The 26,030-nt window shown below is 67.3% G+C and carries 22 protein-coding genes; 14 read left to right on the forward strand and 8 right to left on the reverse strand.

All coding sequences use genetic code 11. From position 1 onward, the window contains the following. Positions 1–4: 4 nt before the first annotated feature. Entirely contained in the window at positions 5–382 is a 378-nt protein-coding gene (sdhC, locus tag F8O06_RS03065) for a succinate dehydrogenase, cytochrome b556 subunit (protein ID WP_225732980.1), read from the reverse strand. A gap of 212 nt (positions 383–594) precedes the next feature. Here sdhC and F8O06_RS03070 point away from each other — a divergent pair, with 212 nt between their 5' ends. Both F8O06_RS03070 and F8O06_RS03075 read left to right on the forward strand, forming a co-directional pair. Then, positions 595–1,719 carry a mannose-1-phosphate guanylyltransferase gene (locus F8O06_RS03070; protein ID WP_158037383.1) on the forward strand — a complete coding sequence of 375 codons (1,125 nt, stop codon included), beginning with the start codon at positions 595–597 and terminating at the stop codon, positions 1,717–1,719. 46 nt (positions 1,720–1,765) lie between these two features. Continuing rightward, positions 1,766–2,917 (forward strand): adenosine deaminase, encoded by a 1,152-nt coding sequence (locus tag F8O06_RS03075; protein WP_158037384.1) that lies wholly within the window; start codon positions 1,766–1,768, stop codon positions 2,915–2,917. A gap of 6 nt (positions 2,918–2,923) precedes the next feature. Here the strand turns inward: F8O06_RS03075 and hrpB are convergent, their stop codons facing one another. The 3 genes from hrpB to F8O06_RS03090 are packed head-to-tail and all read right to left on the reverse strand — an operon-like array spanning position 2,924 to position 8,300. After that, positions 2,924–5,659: an ATP-dependent helicase HrpB gene (gene hrpB / locus F8O06_RS03080; RefSeq protein WP_158037385.1), complete on the reverse strand. Its 2,736-nt coding sequence runs from the start codon at positions 5,657–5,659 to the stop codon at positions 2,924–2,926. After that, positions 5,656–7,431 (reverse strand): phospho-sugar mutase, encoded by a 1,776-nt coding sequence (locus tag F8O06_RS03085; RefSeq protein ID WP_158037386.1) that lies wholly within the window; start codon positions 7,429–7,431, stop codon positions 5,656–5,658. The genes hrpB and F8O06_RS03085 overlap by 4 nt, the downstream gene beginning before the upstream one ends. Next, positions 7,428–8,300 (reverse strand): purine-nucleoside phosphorylase, encoded by an 873-nt coding sequence (locus F8O06_RS03090; protein ID WP_158037387.1) that lies wholly within the window; start codon positions 8,298–8,300, stop codon positions 7,428–7,430. The genes F8O06_RS03085 and F8O06_RS03090 overlap by 4 nt, the downstream gene beginning before the upstream one ends. A 42-nt stretch (positions 8,301–8,342) precedes the next feature. On the opposite strand from F8O06_RS03090, the gene F8O06_RS03095 reads away from it, so the two are divergent. After that, positions 8,343–9,767 (forward strand): NAD(P)H-quinone dehydrogenase, encoded by a 1,425-nt coding sequence (locus tag F8O06_RS03095; RefSeq protein ID WP_158037388.1) that lies wholly within the window; start codon positions 8,343–8,345, stop codon positions 9,765–9,767. Positions 9,768–9,951: 184 nt separating this feature from the next. After that, positions 9,952–10,977, forward strand: a complete 1,026-nt coding sequence (locus F8O06_RS03100; protein WP_158037389.1) for an LLM class flavin-dependent oxidoreductase — start codon at positions 9,952–9,954, stop codon at positions 10,975–10,977. A gap of 368 nt (positions 10,978–11,345) precedes the next feature. On the opposite strand, the gene F8O06_RS03105 is transcribed toward F8O06_RS03100, so the two are convergent. Then, complete coding sequence (locus F8O06_RS03105; protein WP_158037390.1) at positions 11,346–13,139, reverse strand: acetyl/propionyl/methylcrotonyl-CoA carboxylase subunit alpha; 1,794 nt, start codon at positions 13,137–13,139, stop codon at positions 11,346–11,348. A gap of 109 nt (positions 13,140–13,248) precedes the next feature. Beyond that, entirely contained in the window at positions 13,249–13,974 is a 726-nt protein-coding gene (locus tag F8O06_RS03110) for a Maf family protein (RefSeq protein ID WP_158037391.1), read from the reverse strand. On the opposite strand from F8O06_RS03110, the gene F8O06_RS03115 reads away from it, so the two are divergent. The 5 genes from F8O06_RS03115 to F8O06_RS03135 all read left to right on the forward strand — a co-directional run bounded on the left by F8O06_RS03115 (position 13,969) and on the right by F8O06_RS03135 (position 19,056). Continuing rightward, positions 13,969–15,342 (forward strand): class I SAM-dependent RNA methyltransferase, encoded by a 1,374-nt coding sequence (locus F8O06_RS03115; protein WP_158037392.1) that lies wholly within the window; start codon positions 13,969–13,971, stop codon positions 15,340–15,342. The two genes, F8O06_RS03110 and F8O06_RS03115, sit on opposite strands and share 6 nt — an antisense overlap. Positions 15,343–15,500: 158 nt before the next feature. Next, positions 15,501–16,022 (forward strand): hypothetical protein, encoded by a 522-nt coding sequence (locus F8O06_RS03120; RefSeq protein WP_158037393.1) that lies wholly within the window; start codon positions 15,501–15,503, stop codon positions 16,020–16,022. Positions 16,023–16,153: 131 nt separating this feature from the next. Then, on the forward strand, positions 16,154–17,080 hold the full coding sequence (locus F8O06_RS03125) for an ATP-binding cassette domain-containing protein (protein ID WP_158037606.1): 927 nt from the start codon (positions 16,154–16,156) through the stop codon (positions 17,078–17,080). Next, positions 17,077–18,138: an ABC transporter permease subunit gene (locus F8O06_RS03130; protein WP_158037394.1), complete on the forward strand. Its 1,062-nt coding sequence runs from the start codon at positions 17,077–17,079 to the stop codon at positions 18,136–18,138. The genes F8O06_RS03125 and F8O06_RS03130 overlap by 4 nt, the downstream gene beginning before the upstream one ends. 213 nt (positions 18,139–18,351) lie before the next feature. Beyond that, on the forward strand, positions 18,352–19,056 hold the full coding sequence (locus F8O06_RS03135) for a DJ-1/PfpI family protein (protein WP_225733350.1): 705 nt from the start codon (positions 18,352–18,354) through the stop codon (positions 19,054–19,056). A 43-nt stretch (positions 19,057–19,099) separates the two neighbouring features. Here the strand turns inward: F8O06_RS03135 and F8O06_RS03140 are convergent, their stop codons facing one another. Both F8O06_RS03140 and F8O06_RS03145 read right to left on the reverse strand, forming a co-directional pair. Beyond that, positions 19,100–19,384 (reverse strand): acyl-CoA carboxylase epsilon subunit, encoded by a 285-nt coding sequence (locus F8O06_RS03140; RefSeq protein WP_158031990.1) that lies wholly within the window; start codon positions 19,382–19,384, stop codon positions 19,100–19,102. Continuing rightward, positions 19,381–20,958 carry an acyl-CoA carboxylase subunit beta gene (locus F8O06_RS03145; protein WP_158032146.1) on the reverse strand — a complete coding sequence of 526 codons (1,578 nt, stop codon included), beginning with the start codon at positions 20,956–20,958 and terminating at the stop codon, positions 19,381–19,383. Before F8O06_RS03145 ends, F8O06_RS03140 begins: the two co-directional genes overlap by 4 nt. A 563-nt stretch (positions 20,959–21,521) precedes the next feature. Here F8O06_RS03145 and F8O06_RS03150 point away from each other — a divergent pair. From F8O06_RS03150 to F8O06_RS03170, 5 genes are read left to right on the forward strand one after another with little or no spacing between them, the layout of a single operon-like run. Beyond that, positions 21,522–22,337 (forward strand): biotin--[acetyl-CoA-carboxylase] ligase, encoded by an 816-nt coding sequence (locus F8O06_RS03150; RefSeq protein WP_158037395.1) that lies wholly within the window; start codon positions 21,522–21,524, stop codon positions 22,335–22,337. Between the two features lie 10 nt (positions 22,338–22,347). After that, on the forward strand, positions 22,348–23,016 hold the full coding sequence (locus F8O06_RS03155; protein ID WP_192496815.1) for a PH domain-containing protein: 669 nt from the start codon (positions 22,348–22,350) through the stop codon (positions 23,014–23,016). Continuing rightward, complete coding sequence (locus F8O06_RS03160; protein WP_158037397.1) at positions 23,013–24,173, forward strand: 5-(carboxyamino)imidazole ribonucleotide synthase; 1,161 nt, start codon at positions 23,013–23,015, stop codon at positions 24,171–24,173. Before F8O06_RS03155 ends, F8O06_RS03160 begins: the two co-directional genes overlap by 4 nt. An 11-nt stretch (positions 24,174–24,184) precedes the next feature. After that, positions 24,185–24,688: a 5-(carboxyamino)imidazole ribonucleotide mutase gene (gene purE, locus F8O06_RS03165; RefSeq protein WP_158037398.1), complete on the forward strand. Its 504-nt coding sequence runs from the start codon at positions 24,185–24,187 to the stop codon at positions 24,686–24,688. A 1-nt stretch (position 24,689) separates the two neighbouring features. Continuing rightward, positions 24,690–26,012, forward strand: a complete 1,323-nt coding sequence (locus F8O06_RS03170; protein WP_158037399.1) for an LCP family protein — start codon at positions 24,690–24,692, stop codon at positions 26,010–26,012. Positions 26,013–26,030 lie beyond the last annotated feature (18 nt).

Here is a 26,030-nt window from a genome sequence, read left to right on the forward strand (position 1 = left end):
TTCCCTAGAACCCGAACACGTGTGACAGGTGCTGTGGCACGAAGAAGATCATCAGCACAAGCCAGACGAGCATCACACCGTAGAAGAGTCCGCGCTGATGCTTCGTGCCCTGCGACCAGAAGTCGATGAGGATGACACGCAGGCCGTTGAGTGCGTGAAATGCGATCGCGGCGACCAGTGCGACCTCGCCCACGCCCATCAGAGGATTCTTGTAGGTGCCGATGACCGCGTTGTAGGCCTCGGGAGAGAGGCGAATGAGCGCGGTGTCGAGAATGTGCACCAGCAGGAAGAAGAAGATGGCCACGCCGGTGATGCGGTGGAAAACCCAGGACCACATGCCTTCTCGGCCACGGTACAGAGTACCGGCTGGTTTCGGTGACACGAACAACCCTCCTTGGTTGAGTACGCCCGGCAACAGAAACCTATCGGACGCTGACTGTGTTGTGGCAAGTCTAGACCCGGCGTGCATTCGCATATCAGTAAGGTCTGCCTAAGCAAGCGGCAGGATCATGGACGCCGAGCCGATTACTCCGACATCTGTCCTCGCGGTGTCAGTCCACGTCGGGTCGGGGAGGGCTCTGGTAGCCTGTGGGCATGTCTGCATCTGCCGCTGACCACGTGTATGCGATTATCCCGGCGGGAGGTGTCGGTTCCCGTCTGTGGCCTCTTTCTCGGGCGAAAGAGCCCAAATTCCTCCTCGACCTCACCGGATCAGGCCATTCCCTGCTGCGGTCGACTTGGGATCGCATCGTCCCGCTGATCGGCAGCGACCACATCATGGTGGTGACGGGTGCCGCGCACCGGGCCTCGGTCGTCAGCCAGCTGCCCGATCTCGACGGCGACAACCTGGTACTCGAGAGTGAGCCTCGTGACTCGACCGCGGCGATCTGTCTGGCGGCTGCCCTGATCGCCCGCCGAGACCCAGACGCCATCGTGGCCTCGTTCCCCGCCGACCACTTCATCGGCGATGAGCGAGCCTTCCGCGAGGTCGTCACCGAGGCCGCGCAGGTCGCAGCGACCGGCCGGCTGGTGACGATCGGCATCACCCCGACCTCGCCCTCGACCGGCTTCGGGTACATTCGCACCGACGGCACTCTTGACCCGGACGGCTCGCAGGGGCTGCCGCGGAGCGCACGGGCGGTCACCAGCTTCGTCGAGAAGCCCAAGGCCAGCGTCGCTCGGGAGTACGTCGCCAGTGGCGAGTATCTGTGGAACGCGGGCATGTTCGTGGCACGCGCGGGCAACCTTATGGGCTGGCTGCGCGAGAGCGAGCCCGAGCTCGCCGCCGGCATCGACCGCATCGCCGACGCCTGGGGCACTCCCGCCGTCTACGAAGTGAAGGCCAAGACCTGGCCGAAGCTCAAGAAGATCGCAATCGACTACGCCATCGCCGAGCCGGTCGCTGCAGCGGGTCAGGTCGCGGTGATCCCGGGTGACTTCGACTGGGATGACGTGGGTGACTTCTCTGCGGTGGCCCGGCAGGTGCGTAAGCGCAACCCCGGCAACCTTGCCATTCTCGGCGAGGCGAGCGTGCTCTCCGAGTCGAGCACCGGTGTGCTGGTCAGCGAGACGGATCGGCTGATCGCGATCATCGGGGTGCAGGATCTTGTCGTCGTCGACACCGAAGACGTGCTCATGATCACCACCAGCGATCACGCCCAGCGTGTGAAAGAGATGGTGAACATGGTGCGTCAGACGGGAAACGAGAATCTGCTCTGAGCGCTTCGACGGCTGATGGCATCGTCGGCTCCGCTAGAGTTGGCGCATGAGCGCTGAGCACGATTCCGCAGAAGACCGAATCCTCGATGACGACACCCTCGATCTGACCCTCGAAGGGGTCGATCTGGTCGAGGTTCCCAAGATCAGCCTGCACGACCATCTCGATGGAGGACTGCGCCCTGAGACCATCGTCGAACTGGCCGACCAAGCCGGTCTCGAGCTGCCGGTCGACGATCCCGAAGAGCTCGGGGACTGGTTCGCCGACAGCGCCGACTCCGGCGACCTCATCACCTACCTCAAGACCTTCGACCAGACCGTCGGCGTCATGCAGACCGCCGACTCGCTGGCCCGGGTCGCCCGTGAGTTCGTCGAAGACTCGGTCGACGACGGCATCATCTACGTCGAGGCGCGGTGGGCTCCCGAACAGCACCTCGCTGGCGGTCTCACCCCTGAGGCAGCGGTCGAGGCGGTCGCCGCCGGGTTCGAAGAGGGCATGCGAGACGCCGCCGAGCGCGGCTGCCAGATCGAGGCCAACCAAATCGTGACCGCGCTGCGTCACAATGATCGCTCGCTTGAGATGGCCAAGCTCGCAGTGCGCTATCGGGATGCCGGCGTGGTCGGGTTCGACCTGGCCGGCCCCGAGAAGGGCTTTCTGCCGTCTCGTCACCAAGAGGCCCTCGACTATCTGGCGCGCAGCTTCTTTCCGACCACGGTGCATGCCGGCGAGGCTGACGGCCTCGACTCCATCGTGTCGGCCCTCATCGACGGCCGTGCGCTGCGTCTCGGCCATGGCACGCATCTCGTCGACGACATCCAGCTGATCGACGAAGGCGACGACTCCGACGAGGTGCTCGCCGTGCTCGGCGACGTCGCCGCATGGGTGCGCGATCGCGGCATCGTGCTCGAGACGAACCCGTCGTCGAATCTGCAGACCGGCGCCTTCGCCGGCCCGTTCGACGAGCATCCGCTCGACCTGCTCTACCAGCTCGACTTCCGAGTGACCGTGAACGTCGATAACCGGCTGCAGTCGAACACCACGCTGACCGAGGAGTTCGCACGCGTGGCGCAGGCTTTCGACTATGGTCTGGACGATCTGGCCGTACTGACGCTCAACGCAGCCGAAGGCTCCTTCCTGCCTGCCACCGATCGTCAGGATCTTGCCGATCGCGTCATCGCGTTCTACGACGACCTCGACTGACCTCGGTCAGCGTCGCGGGGTTCGTTTGACGCCTCGCGTCGCCTTCGCTGTGGTCGGGTCTTCTGGCCATGGGTGCTTCGGGTATCGGCCGCGCATCTCGGCGCGCACCTGTCGGTAGCCGTCCTGCCAGAACGACGCCAGATCCATCGTCACTGCGAGCGGGCGACCGGCGGGTGAGAGCAGATGCAGTTGTACGGGAACTCGGCCGTCGACCAGATACGGAACCTGCTGCCAGCCGAAGCACTCCTGCAGCTTCACCGCGAGCACCGGCGGCGCATCGTCATCCGACGGGTAGTGCACTCGAACCCATGACCCAGACGGTACTTCGAGGCGTTCCGGCACCAGCGCATCCAGTCGCGACGCGTCAGGCCAGGGCAGCAGTCGGCGCAGCGCGGATGCCAGGTCGAGCCCGGCTGTCGCGGTTCCAGCCGCAAGCCGCTCGATTTCTGGAGCGAGCCAGTCATCAAGTCGACCGCTGAGGGCAGCGTCATCGACGGCCGGCCAGGGGTCGCCCAGCTCACGATGCAGCATGTGTAGGCGGTCGCGCAGATCGCTCGCTGCCTGAGACCAATGCAGCGAGGCCAAGCCGTCTGCGGTGGCGAGCAGGCTGCGCACCTGAGCACGCGCATCGGCCGCGGCCAGACGTGCGGGCGCCCGTGAGAGCTCGATCGCTCCCAGCCGGCGCACCCGCCGGGCGCTGAGCCGGCCGTCTCGCCACTCGCTCTCGACCGTGTCTTCGATGAGACCTGCGCCGACGACGAGAGCTGCGTCGACGGTCAGCGGTGCAGCGGCACGAATCATGGCCCCAGAGCCCTCGCCGGTTCGCGCGACGCTCACTTCGCTGACGGCCAACCACTGCGACCCGCGCAGTGCTGAGCCGCGGGGCAGCACGGCACCGGTGCCTGAGGCAAGCTGATAGCTCAGCCCGGAGTCGCTGGGCCCAGAGTTGCTGGGCCCAGAGTCGCTGGATCGCAGGCGAGCCAGGCGCTCCGGGTATGCGAGTCCAGCGATCGCCGCGATCACCCCGTCGGCGTCGACCGACGAGTGACTCACCCCGCTTCTCGAGGTGCTGCTGTGATCGGGCATGAGCGCGACGAGGCGGCGCACATCCTGCTGCCACCGGTGCGCTGCTGCAGGCGAGACGGCGGCATCGGCCTGGCTGTGTGAGCCCTCGGTGCTGCCTGCACGTCGAGATCGGTGCCCGCCGCGGTGCCCGCCACGACGCAGCTCGTGCAGCAGCGCAGGCAAGTCGCCTCCGGGAGCCCGTGCGTCCGATTCGATGGCCGCCACTGCCTCGGCTGCCAGCGTCACAGCTGACCGGCGATCACCGTTGATCAGCGCGGCGCCGTCGATCAGCGCGCGTGCCAGTCTCGGGTGCACCGGCATCCGAGCGATCAGCCGTCCGAGGTCGGTGACACGCCATCGCATCGTCCTGCCGCTCTCAGGCGCGATCGCACCCAGCCGAACCAGCGTGCGCTGGGCGAGCTCGAGCGACGCCCGCGGCGGGGTATCAGGCAGCGCGAGCTCTTGAGCATCGGGGTCGCCCCAGAGCGTCAGCATGAGAGCTGCCTCGGTGAGGTCCGCAGTGGTGATCGCCGGGCGTGCCTGTGCGGGAGCCGACGCGAACTCGGCCTCGCTGTAGCAGCGCACGACTGTGCCGGGGCCCAGACGGGCGGCACGACCGGCGCGCTGCGTCGCCGCCGCGCTCGACACCGGAACGGTCACCAGGCCGGACATCTCGCGCATCGCATCGAGCCGGGGCTCGCGCGCGAGGCCGGCGTCGACGACGGTGTGCACGCCGGGCACGGTCAGCGACGTCTCGGCGATCGAGGTCGACACGATCACTCGGCGTTCGTGCGTGCCCAAGGGAGCGAGCGCCGCTCGCTGCGCCGACGCGGGCAGCGAACCGTGCAGCGGCAGGGCAGTGACTCCGGAATCGCGCAGGCGGGCGACCACAGCGTCCACCTCACGGCGGCCCGGAAGAAAAGCCAGCACGGTGCCCTCAGCCTGCTCGCGCGACTTGGCAGCCACGACCGTGGCGACGTGTCGCAGAAAACCGGGAGTGACGCCGCGGGCGTCGAGTCGTTGGGTGCCGACGGGCGCCGGCCGCCATTCCACCGTGAGCGGGTGCAGGGGCACCTCTGCGGTGAGCACCGGCGCGGCGTCGCCGAGCAGCGAACTCCAGCGTTGTGCGTCGAGCGTCGCCGACATGACGATCAGAGCGAGATCGCCGCGCAGCAGGGCCACTTCGCGGAGCATGGCGAAGAGCAGATCGGCGTCGAGGTCGCGTTCGTGCACCTCGTCGAGCACGACGGCATCGACTCCTGCGAGCTCGGGGTCGGCAGTCAGGCGACGCAGCAGCAGACCTGTGGTGACGAACTCCACCTGCGTCTGCGGGCCGATGTGGTGTTCGCCGCGCACGGCATAGCCGACCGCGTCGCCGATACGAGTGCGGCTGAGGTCGGCGAGCCGTTCGGCTGCGGAGCGCGCGGCGAGTCGGCGTGGCTCGGTGACGATGACCCGTCCGGTGACCGCGTTCGCCACTGCGGGTGGTACGACCGTCGTCTTGCCTGATCCCGGTGGAGCCTGCACGACGGCGAACGGCGGACGACGAGTGGTCTGCGTGAGCACGTCGTGCAGTCGAGGCATCAAGGATGCCGCGGGAAGCTCGGCGCCGATGGCTGCCAGGTCGAAGACGGCCTGCCGCGCTTCGCCAGCGGCGGGCGCGGCAGAAGACGTCATCCCAGGTGCAGACGCTTCTGCCACCAGTCGCGCAGCTCGGCGAGCTTCGCCGCGTTCTCAGCCGCTGCCGCGGCCGGATCGGGCAGACTGCTCGAGACGTCGAGATAGATCTTGAGCTTCGGCTCGGTGCCCGAGGGGCGCACGATGACCCGCGAGCCGTCGGCGAGCGAGTAGCGCAGGATGTCTGCCGGGGGCAGCCCGTCGATGCCGTGCAGCAGGTCGTCGTGAGCGACGACGTCGAGACCGGCGATCGTGGTGAGCGGTTCGGCGCGCAGGGCGGCAGTCGCCTGTGCGATGAGCGAGCGGTCGGCCACGCGAATGGCCACCTGGTCGCTCGCTGCCGAGCCATAGTCGGCAGCGATGCGCTGCAGAGCCTGCGCGATGGTGTGGCCCTCGCTCTTCAGTCGTGCGGCCAGCAGCAGGAACAGGGCGGCGGCGGAGATGCCATCCTTGTCGCGGACGAGCTCCGGGTCGACGAGGTAGCCGAGCGCCTCTTCGTACCCGAAGATCAGCCCGGGCACACGGTTCACATACTTGAAGCCGGTGAGCGTCTCGACGTGCTCGATGCCGTAGTGCTCGGCGATGCGGCCGAGTAGCGGGCTGGACACCAGCGAGGCGGCGAGCGCACCCGGAGTGCCGGGGCGGTGCTCGCTGGCGATCAGATCGCCGAGCAGCCAGCCGACCTCGTTGCCGGTGAGGCGACGCCAGCCGCCCTCGGCCGCATCGTCTGGAATTGCCACAGCCAGTCGGTCGGCGTCGGGATCGTTGGCGATGATGAGATCGGCCCCGGTCTTGCGGGCCAGTGCGAACGAGAGGTCGAGCGCGCCGGGTTCTTCAGGGTTCGGGAACGCGACGGTGGGAAACTCGGGATCCGGCGCGATCTGCTCTGTCACCGTCGCCGGTGCCGGAATGCCCAGCGTCTCGAAGAGTCGTGCGGCGACCTCCCAGCCCACACCGTGCATGGCGGTGTAGACGAAGCTGAGCCCGTCGGCAGAAGCCTGGGGTGCCCGTTGAGCGACTGCCGCCGCGGTCTCGGTGACGTAGGCGTCGATGACGTCTTCGCCCAGTACCCGATAGGCCTGCGAGCGGGGCAGCTGGTCGACGGTGAAGTCTTGGGCGATCTGATCGATGTGCGCGGCGATCAGCTGATCGGCAGGGCTGATGATCTGTGACCCGGCGTCGATACCGCCGAGGTACACCTTGTAGCCGTTGTCGGCGCCGGGATTGTGGCTGGCCGTCACCATCACGGCGGCCGAGGCGTCGAGGTGGCGCAGCACGAACGCGGTGACCGGGGTGGGCAGGTTGCGCGGCAGCAGCAGCGCGTCGACGCCGGCGGCCTGTGCGAGCTCGGCGGTGTCGCGAGCGAAGATCTCGGAGTTGTGGCGACCGTCGTAGCCGATGACCAGCGTCGGGCGTTCGTCGCCGGCGTGCTCGACCAGGTATGAGGCGAGGCCGGCGGCGGCCTGCGAAACGAGCACGCGGTTCATGCGAGCGGGGCCGGGGCCCATCTCTCCGCGCAGTCCGGCGGTGCCGAAGGCGAGGCGCTCGTCGAACTCGCTGTGCAGGGTGCTCAGAGCCCGCTCGTCGCCCTTGCGTGCCAGGTCGATCTGGTCGTCGAGCAGCTTCGAGGTCTTCGGGTCTGGGTCTTGGTCACGCCACTGCTCGGCCTGAGCGACCAGAGCGGCAAGCTGCTCAAGCTCTGCGGCGTCGCCGGGTTCTCGACCCGACGCGTCGGCGTGCGTGTTCCCCTGGGCGTTGGCGGTATCGGTCATACGATGTTCTCCAGTATCTCGGCAAGCAGTTCGGTGAGCTGTGGCGCTGCATCGCGGCCAGCCTGAATGACCTCGGCATGGCTCAGCGGCTGGGCAGAGACCCCCGCAGCGGCGTTCGTCACCAAAGACAAGCCTAGAACCTCGAGGCCCAAGGCGCGAGCTGCGATCGCTTCGAGGGCGGTCGACATGCCCACCAGATCGGCTCCGATCGCCCGCGCCATGCGCACCTCGGCCGGGGTTTCGTACTGTGGGCCGCGAAACTGGGCATAGACGCCTTCGCGCATCTGCGGATGCCGCTCGCGCACCGCGGCGCGGAGCCGGGGGGAGTACACGTCGGTCATGTCAACGAAGGTCGGGCCACTCAGCGGTGAGGTGCCGGTGAGGTTGACATGGTCGCTGATCAGCACCGGACTGCCGGGAGCGAGCGACGGGTCGACCCCTCCACAGCCGTTGGTCAGCACGATCGAACCCGCCCCGAGCGCGGCGGCGGTGTGCACGCCGTGCACCACGGCATCCACACCAAGCCCCTCATAGAGATGCGTGCGCGCGGCGATCAGCAGCACACGACGACCTGAGGCGGTCTGCACGATCAGCAGCGTGCCGGCATGGCCGGGCACGCCCGACACATGAAAGCCGGGCACCTCGGCCGCGGGCAGCGTCGCGAGGGTGGTGCCGAGACGGTCGGCGGATGCTCCCCAGCCCGATCCGAGCACCACGGCGCGATCGATGCCCGAGACGCCGGAGCGCCGCCTGATCGTATCGGCCGCCTGCTGTGCGAGCGGTGTGGGTGTGCGTCCGGAGGCCGCGGGTGCATAATGTGCAGGCGTGGCGGTCTCTGATGGGCCATCTGGAGTGGCAGAAGCTGTCATACTGATAAAGATAGGCAACTCTGCAGAGGGAGAACACCGCACATGGCATACGAGTTCGGCGACAAGCACGATCTGGTGGTCATCGGAGGAGGGCCTGGCGGTTACGAGGCTGCGCTGACCGGCGCCCAGCTCGGAGCCAATGTCACCCTCGTCGAACGTCATGGAGTCGGCGGCTCTGCCGTGCTCACCGATGTCGTGCCCTCGAAGGCGCTGATCGCGGTGGCCGAGGCGACGACGCAGGTCGCCAACGCACAGCGTCTGGGCGTGCAGATCTTCGCGCCGGGCAGCGACGAGCCGATCGCTCCCGACTACCGCATCGACCTCAAGACGGTGAACCGTCGACTGCTCGATCTGGCCCGACAGCAGTCGGCCGATATGGCGGCGGCCCTCGAGAAGCAGGGCGTGCGTATCGTCAAGGGCACGGGGCGGCTGCTCAATCATCACGCCATCGCGGCAGATCTCACCAACGGGGAGGTCAGTGAGTTCCACGCCGACACCACGGTCATCTCTGTGGGTGCGCATCCTCGCAAGCTGCCGAGTGCGATGCCAGACGGCGAGCGCATCCTCACCTGGACTCAGCTGTATCAGCTCGAAGAGCTGCCGCAGCACCTGATCGTCGTCGGCTCCGGTGTGACCGGTGCCGAGTTCGCCAGCGCGTTCCGCCACCTGGGCAGCGAGGTCACGCTGATCTCGAGCCGCGACCGCGTGCTGCCCGGACAGGACGAAGACGCCGCACGCGTGATCGAAGAGGTGTTCCTGCGCGAGGGGATGAACGTGCTCTCGAAGTCTCGCGCCGAGAGCGTGGTGCGCGAAGGCGACGAGGTCATCGCCACGCTCAGCGACGGCAGCACGGTGGTCGGCAGCCACTGTCTGATGGCGGTCGGGTCGATTCCGAACACGGCCGGGCTGGGGCTTGAGGGTGCCCGGGTGCAGACGACGGCATCCGGCCATATCAAGGTCAACCGTGTCGCGCGCACCTCAGTGCCCGAGATCTACGCCGCCGGAGACTGCACCGACTTCTTCCCCCTGGCCAGCGTGGCGAACATGCAGGGCCGAACCGCGGTGTTCCACGCGCTCGGCGACGCGGCGCAGCCGATCAAGCTGCGCAACGTGGCCTCGAACATCTTCACCGCGCCCGAGATCGCCTCGGTCGGCTGGTCGCAGTCGCAGATCGAGGAGGGCCTCGCACAGGGCGTCATCTACAAGTACCCGCTCGCCGAGAACCCGCGCGCGAAGATGCAGAACATCAGCGACGGGTTCGTCAAGCTCTTCGCCCGCACGCAGTCGGGCACGGTCATCGGCGGCGTCGTCGTTGCGCCCAAAGCCAGCGAGCTGATCTTCCCGCTCGCACTTGCGGTCGAGCAGCGGCTGACCGTCGACCAGGTCGCCAACGCCTTCGCGGTCTACCCCTCGCTGTCGGGAGCGATCACCGATGCGGCGCGGGCGCTGCACATGCTGAAGGGCTGATTCGCGAGGCTGCGCGGAGAGCGGGCTGCGGTGCCCTGCAGGCGTGTGCAGCACTGGTGCGGGGGATCGGCCGTGTGGCTCGGCGGGCTCCTGCAGTCGATCCCGTTCGGCCAGCCAACCGAACGTCATCGGCGGTTCGCATCCTGTTGGGAATGGCCTCGGGCCGAATTTGTTGTAGCTTCATGTGAAAAATATCGCATTCCTGTCATTCGGGCATTGGCAGAACTCCATTCATTCGCCCGTGCGCACCGGCGGCGACGCGCTGCTGCAGTCGATCGATCTGGCTGTGGCCGCCGAAGAGATCGGCGTCGACGGCGCGTACTTCCGCGTTCACCACTTCGCTCAGCAGCTGGGGTCTCCGTACCCGCTGCTGGCCGCGATCGGCGCGCGCACCTCGCGCATCGAGATCGGCACCGGCGTCATCGACATGCGCTATGAGAACCCGCTCGCAATGGCAGAGAACGCCGGCGCGGCCGACCTCATCGCAGCGGGCAGACTGCAGCTGGGCGTCAGCCGTGGGTCACCTGAGCAGGTGATCGACGGGTTCCGGCACTTCGGCTATCAGCCGGAGGCACATGACCCCGACGGCGCTGAGATGGCGCGGGAGCACACCGCTCGTTTCCTGGAGGTGATCCAGGGCGAGGGCTTCGCCGAGCCGAACCCCCGGCCGATGTTTCCGAATCCGCCGGGCCTGCTGCGTGTCGAACCGTACTCGCCGGGCCTGCGCGATCGCATCTGGTGGGGTGCTGGTTCCCGGGCGACCGCGGAGTGGACGGCGCGTCAGGGCATGAACCTGATGAGCTCCACGCTGCTCACCGAAGACACCGGTGTGCCGTTGAGCGTGCTGCAGGCGGAGCAGATCCGTCTCTTCCGCGCGGCGTGGAAGGAAGCGGGATGGGACCGCGAGCCTCGAGTGAGCGTCAGTCGCAGCATCATGCCGATCACCTCTGACCTCGATCGGCAGCTGTGGGCGGGTCGCGACGAGAGCCATGACACGGTCGGCTGGATCGACTCGAAGACCGTGGCTCGGTTCGGGCGCAGCTATGCAGACGAGCCCGATCGTCTGGTCGAGCAGCTGGCGCAGGATGAGGCCGTCGCCGAGGCTGACACGGTGACGCTGACCGTGCCCAGCACGCTGGGCGTCGAGTACAACGCGCATCTGCTGCGCAGCGTCGTTGAAGACGTCGCACCCGGGCTCGGCTGGCGCTGAGGTCGGCTGGCTACGGGGTCGGCTGGCTACGGGGTCGGCTGGCGGCGAGGCTGCCTGTGGCGGGTTCGGGTGGCGGCGAGAGGGATGCCACGCGTGCGCGGATCCGCCAGCTTCGACACCGTACCGCTCAGATTGCCGTGATCTTGGCGGAACGGTGCTCGGCATGGCGGAACGGTGCACGGCGGAACGGTGCTGGTCGAAGCATGAGCTGACGACAGCTGTCTGTCGCCGACACTGCGCCATGCCGCCAGCGCACAGCGACTGTCGAGGCACTGTGAGGGCACAGCATCCGCAGCAGGGATGCGATCTGCACCAGCGATTCGACCTGCGGCAGCGATTCGACCTGCAGCAGCGACTCGGCGCGCTGACTACTCGTCTTCGATGGTGAGCAGCGTGTGCCCGGACGGAATCGTCTGCCCGAGCGGCGCGTTCAGATTGCGCACGACACCGGCGCGCTGCGCGGTGATCGGCTGTTCCATCTTCATCGCCTCGAGCACGACCAGCAGATCGCCCTCGATGACCTTCTGACCCTCTTCGACGGCGACCTTGACCACGCTGGCCTGCATCGGGGTCGAGACGGCGTTCGTGTTGTCGCCGGTGACCTCGGCGGCGCGGAATCGGCGCTTCGGGGCCGGGCGGCTCGCCGTGCCCCAATCGCCCTTCACCAGCACGTCTGGCACGCTGACCTCGATGCGTCGACCGGCGACCTCCAGCACGACGTCGCTGCGCTTGGCGAAGATGCTCTCGTCTTCAGAAGGGGTGCCGCTCCACGCCGGAATGCGATTGTCGAAATCGTTCTCGATCCAGGTGGTGTGCACCTTGAAGTGCCCGTCTGCGGCCACGAAGTCGGGCTCGTTGACCACCACGCGGTGAAAAGGCAGTGCGGTCGGCATCCCGGTGATCTCGAACTCGGCCAGTGCTCGGCGTGAGCGCTCCAGCGCCTCTTCGCGAGTGGCACCGGTCACCACCACCTTGGCCAGCAGCGAGTCGAACGCACCGGAGACCACGTCACCGCCGGTCACTCCTGAGTCGACGCGCACGCCTGGGCCGCTGCACTCGCGGTAGGTGACGATTGTGCCGGGCGCAGGCAGAAAGTGGTTGCCTGGATCTTCTCCGTTGATGCGGAACTCGAACGCGTGCCCGTGATTCTCCGGGTCTGGGTAGTCGAGTTCGCCGCCCTCTGCGATGCGGAACTGTTCGCGCACCAGGTCGAGGCCGGTCACCTGCTCTGAGACCGGATGCTCCACCTGCAGTCGCGTGTTCACCTCGAGGAACGAGAGTGTGCCGTCGTGCCCGATGAGAAACTCGCAGGTGCCTGCGCCGACGTACCCGGCCTCGCGCAGGATCGCCTTCGAGGCGGCGTAGAGACGATCATGCTGTTCCTGCGTGATGAACGGCGCCGGGGCCTCTTCGACCAGCTTCTGGTTGCGCCGCTGCAGCGAGCAGTCGCGCGTGCTGACGACGACGACGTTGCCGTGCTCGTCGGCGAGGCACTGCGTCTCGACGTGGCGAGGGCGCAGCAGGAACTTCTCGACGAAGCACTCACCGCGACCGAATGCTGCGACGGCCTCACGTGTGGCCGAATCGAACAGCGCGGGAATCTCGTCGAGCTCGTAGGCCACCTTGAGACCGCGACCGCCGCCGCCGAACGCCGCTTTGATCGCGACCGGCAGGCCGACCTTCTCGGCGAAGGCCACGACCTCGTCGGCGCCCTTGACCGGGTCGCTGGTGCCCGGAGCCAGAGGAGCCCCGACCTTCTCTGCGATGTGTCGCGCCGAGACTTTGTCGCCCAGCGACGTGATCGCTGCGGGCGGTGGGCCGACCCAGATCAGACCGGCGTCGATGACGGCCTGTGCGAAGTCGGCGTTCTCAGAGAGAAAGCCGTAACCGGGGTGGATCGCATCGGCGCCGGAGCGTCGAGCCACCGAGATGAGCTTCTCGATCGAGAGGTAGGTGTCGGCGGCGCTGTCGCCGTTGAGTGCGTATGCCTCGTCGGCCAGGCTCGCGTGAATCGCGTTGATGTCCTGGTCGGCATAGACGGCGACCGATGCGATGCCGGCGTCGCGTGCGGCTCGGATCACACGAACGGCGATCTCACCGCGGTTGGCGATGAGAACTTTGGTGATCTTACGAGGCAGAGTGGTGTTGAGGGCAGTGCTCATAGTCGAACAGCCTACGATGCTGGCGCACAGATTCTGTGGCAACCTCCGACAAAATCGATTTGCCGGTTTCGTGCAGTCCTACAAGCGCACGACGCTCTGGCCTCGCACGTCAGTCTCGGGCCGCGCCCATGTTCCACAGGTCGGGCCAGAACACTCCGAGCTGTGCGGCGAGTCGGCGCACGACAGGCACTGAGAGTCCGATGACGCAGCTGGGCGCGCCCTGCACCGACGTGATGAACGCCTGCCCGAGCCCGTCGACAGTGAAACTGCCGGCCACTTCGAGCGGCTCGCCGGTCGCGACATAGGCCTCGATCTCGGCGTCGCTGATGTCGTCGAACGTCACAGTGGCACTGTCCCACGCGCCTGCCTCGGCGATGGTCGAACCCCCGCGGTGGTCGACCAGCCAGTGCCCCGAGTAGAGCGTCCCGGTGCGTCCGCGCATCTGACGGATACGCTCTGCGGCCCGCTGCGGTGTGTGCGGCTTCCCGAGCGGCACGCCGTCGATCTCGAACATCGAATCTCCGCCGAGAACGAGTCCGTCGACCTCGGGGGTGAGCACCGCTCGCGCCTTGGCGCGGGCGAGCGTCGAGACGATCTGCGCGGTGCGCCCGCCGCCGTCGACCGTGCGGTCGCGACCCTCGACCACGCTGTCACCGGCCAGTCCGGCGGCGGCGACCACGGCATCCTCGTCAACGTGGCTTGGCACGACGACCGGCTCGATGCCGGCCGAGCGCATCGTGGCGAGGCGGGCCGGTGACGTCGAAGCGAGCACGAACGGCACACGCGGGCGCCGAGCGGGCGCTGCCGTTGGCGCAGTAGAGTCGTTGATGTGCATGAGCAGACCTTTCCCGAACCGCAGTCGAACGCCAAGAACCCCAGCCGCAAGTCGTCGAACGTCGAGGCCGGTGCGGCGAGTGACACGCAGCCGCAGGTCGGCGACGTGATCGATCTCGATGTTACCGGCGTCGCTCATCAGGGCGTCTTCGTCGCGCGTCACGCGGGCCGCGTCGTGTTCGTGCCCGACACCATGCCCGGCGAGCGGGTGCGTGCCCGCCTGACCGAGGCGAAGCCACGATTCGCCAGAGCCGTCGCGCTCGAAGTCTTGGAGGCATCCTCGGATCGCCGTCGTCAGGTGCTGCCCGAAGGCGACATCAGTCGTGAGCCCGAGGTCCGGGCCGGCAGCGCCGACTTCGGGCATATCGCCCTGCCGCGCCAGCGCGAGCTCAAGAGCATCGTGCTGCGGGACGCCTTCGAGCGCATCGGCCACTTCGATGCGGATGCGGTTGCGGCCTGGAATCTCGATGTCGCGCCCGTCGGCGACGCGGCGTCGCGCGATGCCGTCGATCTGCCGGGACTCGACCCCGATCACAGACCCGGGCGGCGCTGGCGCACCCGCGAGCTGCTGCACGTCGACGCCGAAGGGCGGGTCGGCCCCTACGCGGCGCGTTCCCACACGGTCGTTCCGGTCGAGCATCTGCCGCTGGCCGTCGACGAGCTCGAAGAGCTGGGCGTTCACCGCGGACTGCGCAAGGGACACAAGACCGTGCAGCTGGTGCTCGACGAGCGCAAACACTTCGACGGGCCCGGTCGCGCACGCATCGTGCTCGACGGCGGACACGGCGCAACGGTCGTGCGTCGGGTGCACGGTGTCGAGTTTCAGGTCGACGAGGGCGGGTTCTGGCAGGTGCATCGTGATGCGCCGACCACGCTGGTCGATGCGGTGGCAAGCCTTGTCGCCGTCGATCGGATCGACCCGGACGCACCCCACCTCGACCTCTACGGCGGCGTCGGACTCTTCGCCGTGTGGCTCGCACGAGCAGGCCTGGCAGTCACCACGGTCGAGGCCGACCAGCGCGCCAGCGAGCTGGCCGACATCAACGCCCGCGAGTTCGAACGCGTCGACGCACGCAGTGAGTCGGTCGAGGGCTTCCTGCATCGTGAGGCGGAGCAGGCGCCCGCATCGATGTACCGGCGTTCGCTGGTCGTGCTCGACCCGCCGCGCTCTGGCGCGGGCAAGAAGGTCGTCGCCGATCTGACGAAGCTGCAGCCGGCGCAGGTGATCTACGTGGCCTGCGATCCCGTCGCTCTGGCTCGGGATGCTCGGCTGCTCGCCGACGCCGGCTATCAGATCGCCGACGTGCGCGCGTTCGATCTCTTTCCCCACAGCCACCACTTCGAGACGGTCGTGTCGTTCGTGCGCTGAGTCGTCAGACGACGGCACACACATGACGCTCGCCCAGACACCGCTCGTACGGCGGGCTTCCGAAGGATGCTCTGAGCTCGCTGTGAATGCCGTCGTCGCTGGTCGCCCAGAGCGAACGCCTCGGTGGGCCGACGTGCGCGGCCGGTAGTCTGGGCGGCATGGTTCTCCAACGTGTGATGGCTCGTCTGCAGCCTGCGCTCACTGTGCTCTTGCCGCTGTGGCTCTTCTTCGGCGGCGGCTTCCGCGCGCAGAGCGGATGGCAGGTGCTTGCGCTCGGAATCGGCGCACCGGTCCTGTTCGTCGCACTGATCGTGCTGGCGCTGCTGATCTTTCTGCGTCCGGGCCGTCGCCCGGGGCACTTCGACTGGGTCGACGTCGTGGTGGTCATCGTCGTCGACATACTGGTGGTCGTGGCGTCGCTGCTGGGCGATCTCGCCTGGCTGAGCTTTCTCCTGCTTGCGGTTGCTGCGGTTGGGGCGATCGCCCTGTCAGGCTGGCGACTCGTGCAGGCGGGCAGACAGTCGGTGCAGCAGATGCGCGAGCGGTTTCAGCCGCGCACCGAGATCTCGGGTGAGACCATCGATGGCGGCGAGTACACCGTGATCGAGGTCGAGGAGTCGGGCCCGAACACTGATGACCAGGCCGACGATTCGAGTCGCTCCAGAGAACCGAGAGCGTGAGACGACTCGCTCACAACGGCGCTCCGCTAACCTAGTCGTGTATCTCGTGCCTTGTTTCGTCGACACCGAAGCAGACGGCGCACGATTCGCGACCGGCAGCATCCCCTCACCAGATGACAGGAGCACCTCCGATGATCGAGGCCCGCGACCTCAGCAAAAGGTATGGCAGCAAGACCGCTGTCGACCACGTCACCTTTCGTGTGGAGCCCGGCCGTGTGACCGGGTTTCTCGGGCCGAACGGCGCCGGCAAGTCGACGACGATGCGGCTGGCACTCGGCCTCGACCGCCCGACCACCGGCGCGGTGACGGTCAACGGACGTCGCTACGCCGAGCATCGTGCTCCACTGCGTGAGGTGGGCGCCCTGCTCGACGCCAAGGCCGTGCACCGCGGCCGCTCCGCCCGAGCACATCTGCGTGCGCTCGCTGCCACGCATGGCATCCCCGACGCACGTGTTGACGAGGTCATCGCGATGGCCGGGCTCGAATCGGTCGCCGACAAGCGGTCAGGCGGCTTCTCACTCGGCATGGGCCAGCGGCTCGGCATCGCGGCCGCGCTGCTCGGCGACCCCGACACGCTCATTCTCGACGAGCCGGTCAACGGCCTCGACCCAGACGGTGTGGTGTGGGTGCGGCAGCTGCTGCGCTACGAAGCGTCGAAGGGCAAGACGGTGCTCGTCTCAAGCCACCTCATGGCCGAGATGGCGCAGACCGCCGATCATCTGATCGTGCTCGGCCGCGGTCGGGTGCTGGCCGACACGTCGCTGCAGCAGTTCATCACACACGCAGGGCGAAACTACGTGCGGGTGCGCTCGCCACAGGGCGCCGACCTCGCCGCCGAGCTGCAGCGCATGGGTGCGACCGTGACCGCCGGCGCCGATGGCGCACTGTCGGTCACCGGGCTCGATGCCGCGGTGATCGGCCAGACGGCAGCCGACACACATGTCGTACTGCACGAACTGCACACCGTCGAGGCCTCGCTCGAGCAGGCCTACCTCGAACTCACTGAGAACGCCGTGCAGTACAACGCCGGCAGCCTGCCCGAAGGAGCCCGCGCATGACACCTCAGCCAGGACAGCCAGATCAGCCCGTACAGCCAGGACAGCCCGTCCAGCCAGGCCAGCCGGCTCAGCCGTCGGCCGAGTGGCAGGTATTGTCAGGCCCCGCCCCGCAGCCCGCGGCCGCACCTGTTTCCGGTGCCGCACCGCAGCCCCCGACGCGTCGCGCAGCCGCGGCAGCAGCTCGTCGCGACCGGCTTGGCAGCGCACGTCTCGGATTCGGGGGAGTGCTGCGCTCTGAGTGGATCAAACTCTGGAGCGTGCGCTCGACGTGGTGGACGCTCAGCGTGCTCATCGTTGTCGGAGTCGGTCTCGCCCTGTTGGTCGGCTTGGCGATCGCCTCGGTCGCCGGGCAGGCCGGTGCGGATGGCTCTGGGGTGACCGGTCTCTTCGAGTCTGGAGACGCCGACGCACAGACCGCACAGATGCTGCAGCTGGCTGCCTCCGGCATCGGAGCTGCGGCGCTCGTCGCCAGCGTGCTCGGGGTGCTGAACATCACCACCGAGTTCTCGGGCGGCTCGATCACTACCTCGATGCTCGCCGTGCCGCGGCGATGGCCGGTGCTGCTCGCCAAGGCCTTGGCAGTGGGCATCGTGCTCGCGGTACTCGGCTTCGTCACGATGCTGTTGAGCGCGGTCGTGGTCTCTCTGCTGCTGCACGGTGTGCTGCCCGACCAACAGCCGTTCAGCTCTCAGATGCTGTTGGTCAGCCTGGGCGCCGCCGCCTACCTGGCCGCTCTCGGCATCATCTCGGTGCACATCGGAGCGGTCGTGCGCTCGCCGGCCGCCGGCATCGCGATCGTGGTGGGGCTCTTGATGATCGTGCCGACAGTGCTCTCGATCGTCAGCGGCTTCGACATCGACTGGGCTCTGACGGTCAACGACTGGCTGCCCAGTCAGGCTGGCACAGCACTGACCACGATACCGATGGATGCTCCCGCTGGCATGCCCGCACCAGAGCACGCCGCGATGACGGCATGGCAGGGCGGGATCAGCCTCGCTGTCTGGTCGGTCGTGTCAGGCGCGGTCGCCTGGCTGCTGACACTGCGTCGAGACGTGTGACAGCTGGTGGGCAGACAGCAGGTCGGCCGCTCTTCGGCTGAGTGCTGCTGGTGATGGGTATCGGCTCCGGATCGATTCGCAGCCGTCGGAGTGGAGCGTCTGCGGCTCACCGGCATGGCAGCGAAGGGGCGCCGTCTTGCTCTGCGGCCCGGTGCGGGCGCGGCGCGTGACGAACCACTTGTGCTGCGACAGGCTGAGGGACATGATCGACACATGACCGTCGAACCATCCCATACCGTTCAGCCGCTGACCATCACCATGCTGCTGTTTCCTCAGATCACTCAGCTCGACCTCACCGGGCCGGCCGAAGTCTTCGCACAGATCGAGGGTGTGCACATGCAGTACGTGTGGCACGACCTGAACCCCGTCGAAACGAGCGCCGGCTTCGCGCTGGTGCCGACTGTTCGCTTCGACGAGGCGCAGCAGGCCGACGTTCTCGTGGTTCCGGGAGGCCAAGGCGCCTTCACTCTGCTCGAAGACGAACAGGCGATCGGGTTTCTGCGCAGCCAGGCCGAACACGCCCAGTGGATCACCTCGGTGTGCACCGGGGCCTTCGCTCTCGCACAGGCCGGATTGCTCGCCGGCCGACGCGCGACCACGCACTGGAGCAGTCGGCCGCTGCTGGCAAGGTACCCCGACATCCACGTGACAGACGAGCGCGTCGTCGTCGACGGCAATCTCATCACCGCAGGCGGGGTCACCTCGGGCATCGACTTCGCACTGACCCTCGTCGCGCGGCTGCGCGGCGAACAGGCCGCCCGAGACATCGCGCTCAGGCTTGAATACGACCCACATCCGCTTTTCGAGGCAGGCACGCCTCGCACACATCCGTCAGAACAGGTGGAAGGCATCATCGCTGCCAACGAGCGCCGACGCGGCCCTCTGGTCGAACATGCGCTGACGCATCTCGGGCGCTGAAGGCCGCCAGCTGAAGGCCGCCCGCGGCCCGAGAGTCGCCGCCTCAGTACAACTGGCGATCGCGTCGCGCTGACCGCTGCTTCTCACGCCAGGAGGGCTCCGGCTCGTGCGACTCAATGGCGCGCTTTCGCTGCTCGCGGTGCCGCTCGCGCTCGGCCAGGCTCAGTGCCGAAGCGATCGCCGAGAGATCTTCGGGCGTCGGCGAGCCTGAGACGACCTGCAGCTGCTCGAGATACTCCTGTGGGCTGTGCGCCTCAGGCTCGTCTGCGGGGATGCTGGGCTCGGGTCCGCCCGCGGCGGTGACGTTGGTGTGCTGGTCGTCGATCACAGCGGGATGTTCCCATGCTTCTTGGAAGGCCGGTTGTCTCGCTTGGTGCGCAGTGTGCGCAGGGCCTTCGTGATCTCGACTCTCGTAGCCGCGGGTTCGATGACGCCGTCGAGCTCGCCTCGTTCGGCTGCGAGGAACGGACTCGCGACGTTGTAGGTGTACTCATTTGCCAGCCGGGTGCGCACGGCTTCGACGTCTTCACCGCGTTCTTCGGCCTCTTTGAGCTCGTGGCGGTAGAGAATGTTCACCGCGCCCTGGCCGCCCATGACCGCGATCTCTGCCGTGGGCCAGGCGAGGTTGAGATCGGCGCCCATCGATTTGGAGCCCATCACGATGTACGCGCCGCCGTAGGCCTTTCGGGTGATCACGGTGACCACAGGCACGGTTGCGTCGGCGTAGGCGTAGAGCAGCTTCGCCCCGCGGCGGATCACGCCGTTCCACTCCTGATCGGTGCCGGGCAGGTAGCCGGGCACATCCACCAGGGTGACGATCGGAATCGAGAAGGCGTCGCAGAACCGGACGAAGCGGGCGGCTTTCTCACCGGCGTCGATGTTCAGGGTGCCGGCCATCGCGGCTGGCTGGTTGGCGATGACGCCGACTGTGTGCCCCTCGACGCGGCCGAAGCCGATCACGATGTTCGGGGCGAAGAGCGCCTGCACCTCCAGGAACTCGCCGTCATCGACGATCGTCTTGATGACCGTCTTCATGTCGTAGGGCTGGTTGGTCGAGTCGGGGATCAGCTGGTTGAGCCGTCGGTCGACGTCGGTGATCTCGAGCTGGGTGTTCGACGCATACGTCGGGGCGTCGTTGAGGTTGTTGTCGGGAAGGTAGCTCAGCAGCGTGCGCGCATAGTCGAGCGCGTCGTCTTCGTCCTGCGCCAGATAGTGCGAGACGCCGGAGGTCTTGTTGTGGGTGAGCGCACCGCCGAGCTCGTCGAAGCTCACCTCTTCGCCGGTGACGGTCTTGATGACGTCCGGGCCGGTGACGAACATGTGGCTGGTCTTGTCGGCCATGATCACGAAGTCGGTCAGCGCGGGGGAGTAGACCGCACCACCGGCGGCCGGGCCGAGCACGATCGAGATCTGCGGGATGACACCGCTGGACTTGGTGTTCAGCCGGAAGATCTCGCCGTACTTCGAAAGTGCGGTCACCCCCTCCTGGATGCGAGCGCCGCCCGAATCGAGGATGCCGATGATCGGGATGCCCGTCTTGAGGGCAAGCTGCATGATGCGCACGATCTTCTCACCGGCGACCTCGCCGAGCGATCCGCCGAAGACGGTGAAGTCCTGACTGTAGACGGCGACCTGCCGGCCGTGGATCGTGCCGGTGCCGACGACGACGGAGTCACCGTATGGGCGCTTGTCCTCCATGCCGAAGGCATGCGTGCGGTGCCGCACATAGGAGTCGATCTCGACGAACGATCCGTCGTCGAGCAGTTCGTGCACGCGCTCGCGGGCGGTCTTCTTACCGCGCTTGTGCTGCTTCTGCGCAGCTGTTCTGCTCGGCTCGACGACTGCTTCGCGGTAGCGGTCAGTGAGGTCGGCGATGCGTTCGGCAGTGGTGGATGGAACCACTTTGTCCGTGCTCTCGGCCGTGCTCTCGGCCGTCTTCGCGCTCGGGTTGGCGCTGGAATTCGCTGTCACAGAGGTCTCCTCGATGTCGATCGCAGACGAGTCTACCGGCGGGGTATGCCCGTTCTGCTGTAGTGATCACGCAAGACGACGGGGGGTGAATTGTGCGATCTGCACACTGTTTGGCCGCGTTCGCTGGTGTGAACCGGTCATTTTTGCTCTGAGGCATCCCCGCCTCTGCTTCTGGAGGCATGCCCGTCTCTTCTCTGGCGAGGGCATGCTCGTCGTGCGTTCTGGCGGGCGTGCCGAGGCAGTGGAGTTCGGAGACATCGAGCCAGGGGAAGTATCGATCCATGGGAAATGCTGTCCATACCGATCGAGACATGGCAAGTTCCATGTCTGGACGTTGTGGTGCAGCATTTGCGGCGACTGGACTGACGTTGCTCGGGCACCGCTCCGCCCGCGATCTGCAGCGGTGATCCGTTCCGTGCTTCGCAGCCCTGATACACACGGGCTGCCCGCCCAAGGCGAGACCGCGAGAACGACCGGCTCCGTATGATCGAGGCATGGAGTTTCCCCTGAGCAGCGCCGAGTCGCCTAACCTCATCGCTCTCGATCACGTCGATTCGACGAATACCGTGCTCTCAGACATGATCCGCACCCAGTGGGCCGATGGGCAGCCCACCGAAGCCTTCACGACTGTGGCGACACTCGATCAGCGCGGCGGTCGCGGCCGACTGGATCGCGTCTGGCAGGCGCCTCGCGGGTCGGCACTCGCCGTCTCGATCGCATTCGTCGTCCCAGCAGAAGACGTCGATCTGCTCCCATGGCTCCCACTCATCTGCGGAGCAGCCACCCAGCAGGCCATGCAGCAGCTCGGGGTGCACGCCGGCGTCAAATGGCCCAACGATCTGCTGATCGAAGGACGCAAAGTCTGCGGCATCCTCAGTGAACTCGTCTCGACGACGCCTCCACCGGGACGCCAGGTGCCGACCGATCTGCCCGTCTTGGTGGGCTTCGGCATCAACCTCATGCAGACCGCTGCAGACTTCGAGGCGCAGGGGCTCGATCCCCGAACCGTGACCTCGCTTGCACGTGAGGGCGTCATGGTCACCGGCGACGTCATGCTGCAGCATCTGCTCGCGCGGCTCAGAGACCTCTGGGCGCGCGCGCTGCGGCACGACCCCTCTGTGTTCGACGCCGTGCGCGATGCCTGTGTCACCGTCGGGCAGCGGGTGCGCGTGATGCTGCCGGGCGGCGACGCCCTGGTCGGCGTCGCCGTGGGCCTCGACGCCGGCGGCAGATTGATGGTCGAGGCCGACGGAACGACGCACGCGTTGTCGGTGGGAGACGTGATCCATGTGCGCCCCGCGGCGCGCTAAGGTTTCTGACATGACGTTCGGCACGCAACCCGCAGAGGCGCCCCGCTCGCGGCCGCAACTCGACGGCGGCGACGAGGTGGCATCCGCCCGCGCCTCACACGGCGAGGCGGGCGGCGAGCGCGATCGGCGCGAGATCCGTCTGCGTGCGAGAGCGACCCGCCTGATCCTGCCGGTGCTGCTGCTCTGGGCTGCTGCCTGGGCGGTGCCGCAGTATTGGGGCGCTGCCGCAGGGGCCATGCGGTGGGTGCTCGCCGTTGTCGCCGTTGCGATCGTGGTGCTGCTGTTCTGCGTGTGGATGTCATGGCGGGGTCGCGCCTGTCGACTCACCGACGAGACAGTGGCCATGACCGAAGGAGTGCTGCGCCGCCGGCTGCGACAGATGCCGCTCGACACGATCTCATCGGTCGAGATGCACCAGTCGCTCTCGCAGCGTTTCTGGGGCAGCGGAGACATCCGTCTGCTGGCCGGCGACCAGTTCTCGCTCGTGCTCGGGTCGATGCCTGACCCGACCAGCCTTCGTGAGGCGATTCTCGAGCGCTCGGCCCAGGCCCGTGCACGCCGAACCCGCTATCAGCTCGCTGCGATCACCACGCAGCCCATGCAGCCACCGACGTCCCCCGGCGTCGGCCCCCGATTCGCAATTGCGCCCCCGAGCGCAGAGAGGTTTCCGCAGCCATGACATATCGTGTCGGAGTCATCGGAGCAGGCCAGCTGGCCCGCATGCTCACCCCAGTCGCCGTCAATCTCGACATTGAGCTGAAAGTGTTCGCCGAGGCGGAAGGAGCTTCGGCGAAGCTCGCGACGACAGTGGTCGGCGACTACACCGATGTCGAGCAGGTGCTCGAGTTCGCACGCGGCGTCGATGTGATCACCTTCGACCACGAGCATGTGCCGCAGCCGGTGCTGCAGCGCCTCGTCGAAGCCGGTGTCGCCGTGCGACCGGGCCCGCAGGCGCTGCGCTTCGCACAGGACAAGATCGAGATGCGCCAGAAGGTCGCCGAACTCGGGTTGGGCCAGCCAGAGTGGACGCGGGCGACCACAGCGGACGAGGTTCAGGCCTTCGTCGACCTGCACGGCGGTCGCGCGATCGTGAAGACGCCGCGTGGTGGGTATGACGGTCACGGCGTGCGACTGGTCTCATCGGGCAGCGAGGTGGCCGACTGGCTGGCGGCCGAGGTGCTCGACCAAGTCGGCGGCGCGCTGCTGGTCGAAGAGGCCGTGGACTTTCGGCGCGAGCTGTCGCAGCAGGTGGCGCGGCGTCCCTCGGGTGAGATGCGTGCCTGGGCGCTGGCCGCCAGCGAACAGGTCGACGGTGTCTGCGCCGAGGTCATCGCCCCGGCGCCTGACACCACGGATGACGTGGTCGAGCAGGCCCGTCACATCGCGACGACCATCGCCGAGGCCGTCGAAGTGACCGGTGCGCTCGCAGTCGAGCTCTTCGAGACGAACGATGGTCGTGTGCTGGTCAACGAGCTCGCCATGCGCCCGCACAACTCGGGGCACTGGAGCATGGACGGTGCGGTCACCGGGCAGTTCGAACAGCATCTGCGCGCGGTGCTCGACCTGCCGCTGGGCGACCCCGAAGCACGCCAGCCGGTGACGGTGATGGTCAACGTACTGGGCGGCCACGACGGCACCGAGCACGAGCAGGCGCTCGTCAGTGCTCTCGCCGAGGTGCCGCAGGCGAAAGTGCACTGGTACGGCAAGTCGTACCGGCCGGGCCGCAAGATGGGGCACGTCAACGTGACCGGGTTCGACCTGGTCGAAACGAGGGATGCGGCCCGCGACGCCGCTCGCGCGCTCGGCTCCGAGGTCGTTGACAGCCTCTCCGTGTAGTCTGGGGTGTCATGACAGCTGTGAACCCCAAAGTCGCCATTGTGATGGGATCCGACTCCGACTGGCCGGTCATGTCGAAGGCCGTCGAGGCGCTTGACCGCTTCGGTGTCTCGCACGAGGTCGAAGTGGTCTCAGCACATCGCACGCCGCGCCGGCTGATGGAATTCGGATCGGCTGCAGCGGGTCGCGGCCTGCAGGTGATCATCGCCGGTGCCGGCGGCGCCGCGCATCTGCCCGGTATGCTCGCCGCGGTGACCGAGCTGCCCGTCATCGGAGTGCCGGTGCCGCTGGCGAAGCTCGACGGTCTCGATTCGCTGCTCTCCATCGTGCAGATGCCGGCCGGCATCCCAGTCGCAACCGTCGCGATCGGCAACGCGTTCAACGCCGGACTGTTGGCGGTGCGCATCCTCGGGGCCTCCGACCTCGGGCTGCGCGAGCAGCTGCACGACTACGCCGTCGAACTCGAAGAGCTGGTCGAGCAGAAGAACGCACGACTGCAGCGCTCGCTCGACTGAGATGACCTACCAGACCCCACTGCGCACCCCGAACCAGACTGACGAGCCGCTGATGCGGCGACGTGCCTGGTGGCTCGTCGTGCTGAACTTTCTGCTGCCAGGAACCCCGCAGCTGCTGACCGGCAATCGCCGACTCGGTCGTCTCGGCTTCGGCGCCTGGCTCATCATGGTCGTCGGTGCGATCGCTGCGCTGATCTGGTCGAAGAACAACCTCGCCGGGTTCACCTCCGTGGCGCTCAACGTCTGGACGCTCACGGCGCTGCAGGTGCTCATCGTGGCCTGGGTGCTGCTGTGGGTGCTCCTCACCGTCGACACCTTTCGCACGGCGAAGATCGGCCGGGTGCGGCCGGGCGCTCGAGCCGCGCTGAGCCTCGTCACCGTGGTCGGACTCGCCGCGACGCTCTTCGGCGCATATGGCGCCGTGCAGTACATCGGCTCGGCGCGGTCGCTCTTCGACGATCTGTTCAAAGGCCAGGGGCAGCTCGAAGCGGTCGACGGCCGATACAACTTCCTGCTGCTCGGCGCCGATTCGGGCGAAGGCCGCGACGGTATGCGTCCCGATTCGATCTCTGTCGTGAGCGTCGATGCGAAATCAGGGCAGGCCGCGATCATCGGCATCCCGCGCGACCTGCATCCGGTGCGACTGCCGGAAGGGTCGCCGCTGCAGGGAGTGTACCCACGGTCGTGGAAGGCCAACGGCGGCTACACCTACGTCACGCAGGTCAAGACGGGGCTCTACCCAGACATCCATGACGACACCGGCTTTCAGCAGGGGATCCAGGCGATGAAAGACATCGCGTCGGGCGTCACCGGGCTTCGCGTGCCGTACTACGTGATGATCGACATGAACGGCTTCTCGAAGATGGTCGATGCTCTCGGCGGTGTCGACATCGACGTCACCGAGCATCTCGACTTCGTCGACGGCAGTGACACCCATCACGTCTATCACGGGTCTGTCGAAGCCGGACGACAGCACATGAACGGTGAGACGGCGCTCTGGTATGCGCGCAGTCGAAAGACGACCAGCGACTGGGATCGCATGCGCAGGCAGCGGCAGGTGCAGGAGGCGCTGATCCAGCAGTTCACCCCGCAGACGCTGCTCACGAACTTTCAGCAGATCGCCGAGGCAAGCCCCGACTTCGTGAACACCGACGCTCCGCGCAATTCGATCGGGGCGCTGGTGTCGCTGGCCGACAAATCTCGCAAGCTGCCGATCAACAGCCTGGAGCTGGTCCCGCCCGACTTCCCCGAGGCCAACCTCGACTGGTCGAAAGTGGATGCCGCAGTGGCCGACGTGATCGCTCGGTCGCGCGGTGAGGGCTGAGGGCACCGGCGCACGTCG

This window comes from Pseudoclavibacter sp. CFCC 14310, assembly GCF_008831165.1.
Classification (GTDB): domain Bacteria; phylum Actinomycetota; class Actinomycetes; order Actinomycetales; family Microbacteriaceae; genus Pseudoclavibacter_A.